Origin of the sequence: Phenylobacterium sp. (genome assembly GCF_004799395.1) — a bacterium.
Lineage (GTDB): Bacteria > Pseudomonadota > Alphaproteobacteria > Caulobacterales > Caulobacteraceae > Phenylobacterium.
In genome coordinates this window covers 1-2,476 of record NZ_SSMZ01000299.1, presented here as the reverse complement: position 1 = coordinate 2,476, position 2,476 = coordinate 1, and the positions used below count along the sequence as shown (strand labels likewise).

The following is a 2,476-nucleotide window of genomic DNA, read 5'->3' as shown; positions in this document are numbered from 1 at the left end:
GCTGGGCGAAGCGCGCGGCGATGAGATGCCCGACTGGGTGGCCGACAAGACCCGGCGGATCGCCAAGATCAAGGAAGCCAAGGCGGCGCTGGAAGCCGAGGCCAAGCGGGTTTGACATCGCTTTGGTGAGCAGCTCGCTCATGTGCGGCTCACAGAGCCAGCTGTTGGTCTGCATGCTGCGCGTGGTCGCGCCCTGGTTGATGATGGATCGCTGGTTGCGTTCGGTCTGCCTGACCTGAGCGCTGACCTGCCGAAGTTGAAAGTACAGGAAGATTAATGAAACCAGCACCGCGATTGCGCTCAGAAGCGTGCCGATAGAAGCGACGTCAGAAAGTGACACGGTGTTGCGCCTCCCCGCGCCGATCGACCAAAGCTCAGATTCACTCGCCGGGTCAGTATTGGCAACGTCGGCAGGCGGCGAACGCGGACATTGCGCTCAGCGGTACGGCGGACGTTCACCCGACTCTCACGAGAGCAGACATTCCGAAGGCCGCCTAAGGGTCGGAAGCGGATGTCGGCCTCCTGCACCGCGCTTTGGAGTTCGACCGCGACAACGGACGTCGGCTCTCTCAGGGCGCTGTGCTCGGGTTCTGGATGACACCCGGTGCTCGCAGCAGGCTCGGCACTTGGGCTTGCATGGCCTTCAGCTCGGCCGCGCTGGGCGTTTCGCCGAGGTTAGCGATCCCGCCCTTCACCTGCCCCCCAAAGAAGGCGAGCATCCTGTTCATCCACCTGAGCTTGGCGATCGTGGTCAGGAAGTGGATCTTGCTGTCGGGCGTCATCACGAGTGGTCCAGCCAAGGGCTCGAGTTCCGGCGCGATCGAATCCTCCTGACGGCTCATCGTTTGGATACCGTCTATGAAATGGAAGAGGAGGGGCGCGCTGGCGCGATAGCGATTATCAAAGTGGGAAACCACGCCCTCGGCCTCGATGGAGCGCCAGACTTCGGTCGGCCAGGGTCGGTTGCCGACCGTGACGTATCCGGCCTCTTTGAGCCCGCAATAATTGCTGGTGGGCGGTCGCCACGCGGGCGGGGAAGCGGTGATAGCGGCCGCCAAGTCCGCGAGATAGGCGTCAGAGCAATCCCGCCTCGCGATCCGCTCGTCGGCCAACACCGTCGCCATGGTCAGTTCTTGATGAACTGAAGTCTTGGCCTCGTGAACCTTCTCCCGCCAATGCAGGTTCTCGGCGACCTGCTCCGCGCCGAGCGCGGTCAGAACGCCGATGACAATGATCAGGTATTCCTTCAGGAACTCGCGGACGCCGTGCCACGACTTCGGCTTGTGAATGTCCATGCGACCCCTCAGCGATCAAGCTTGAGCACATGGTAAGCGGACTCGCCGAAGGTCCGCTATGGGTCGAAAGCAGTCCTAAGCCCGGCGCCCGCAAGCTGACCCGGCGAATGGCGGGATCGAAGGAAGCGCGTTCCTCTATCGGCTAGGCTTGGCCCCGGGCTCAAGGGGGTCCGATCATCCGTGAGCCTGGGTCGAATGGCCCTTCACCCAAATGACCTCCTCGGCGATCGTTTCGAAGCCCAAGCTCCGATACAGCGGGAAGCCCGCCGCCGTCGCAAATAGGTAAAATCGTTCCACGCCGTCGTCGCGGAGCCGGTCGATGGCGCGGGACAAAAGTGCGCGGCCCCATCCTTGCCCTTGTCGCTCCGACGGTGTGGCCATGCACCATACCCCGGCGACCTTCCCCTCGCGGGTCACGGCCACCGAACTCGCCGCGACACCGTCATTACTCGCCAGGTAGAACCGGCAGCCGGTTTCCGCCAGGGCGCTCGACCCCAAGGCGCGCGCAACCATTTCGGGCGGCAGGCTGAACGCCGCCGACACGAGCGCCACTGCTGCCGCCGCTGCCTGCGGATCGCGGACTTCAGTGATTTCGCACGGCTTCGACGGGAGAGCGTCAGCCGGGACCCGTTGCACCATCAGCGGCAAGGCGCCGGCTTGCGTGAGCCCGTGAGCCGCCGCATCGGAAGCCAAAGCCTCGGCTAGGGCCGGGGCGATCTGCACCAGCACCGGCAATCTCTTGCGCGCGGCCGTGTCCATCGAGGCCGCGAGGAATTCCCGCGCCGTGGTCTCCGCGCCTTCCAGCAAGATCATGTTCAGATCGGCCGTATCTTCCCCGCTGAGCCCCATCGCGCATCCGGCCCGAATATGGAATTCCGCGTCCGGAGCTCCGTTCATCAGCGCCACCAAGGCGCGCGCGCTTCGGCGGTGCAGCTCAGCTATTTCGTCCATCTCGGCCCCCGCGCGTCACCTGCGCTGAGGATCTGCCTAGCACAGGCCAGCCCAATGTCCGCTAAGGGTCGGAAGCGGTCCTTGGCTACGCGCCCAGAAGCGGACTCCTCACGAACCACACCATGGAAACGCGCTCGGGTAGCCTGTCCTATGGACCGCCATGGGCCGAAGGGACGAGCGGCTCGCAACTCGTGCCGGTAATGCCCGTGACTTCAATGGCCTTGGGCGTG

3 protein-coding genes are annotated in these 2,476 nt (G+C 64.3%); all 3 read right to left on the bottom strand.

From position 1 onward, the window contains the following. On the bottom strand, positions 1-340 hold a 340-nt coding region (locus tag E8A12_RS19285), incomplete at its 3' end, for a hypothetical protein (RefSeq protein WP_293371832.1). A 229-nt stretch (positions 341-569) separates the two neighbouring features. Beyond that, entirely contained in the window at positions 570-1,295 is a 726-nt protein-coding gene (locus tag E8A12_RS19280; RefSeq protein ID WP_293371830.1) for a hypothetical protein, read from the bottom strand. A gap of 174 nt (positions 1,296-1,469) precedes the next feature. Then, entirely contained in the window at positions 1,470-2,246 is a 777-nt protein-coding gene (locus E8A12_RS19275) for a GNAT family N-acetyltransferase (protein ID WP_293371828.1), read from the bottom strand. Between the last annotated feature and the right edge of the window lie 230 nt (positions 2,247-2,476).

Bases quoted from the DNA above. Each gene is read 5' to 3' on its own strand.
- E8A12_RS19280 (WP_293371830.1), bottom strand. From the start codon at position 1,295: ATGGACATTCACAAGCCGAAGTCGTGGCACGGCGTCCGCGAGTTCCTG.
- E8A12_RS19275 (WP_293371828.1), bottom strand. From the start codon at position 2,246: ATGGACGAAATAGCTGAGCTGCACCGCCGAAGCGCGCGCGCCTTGGTG.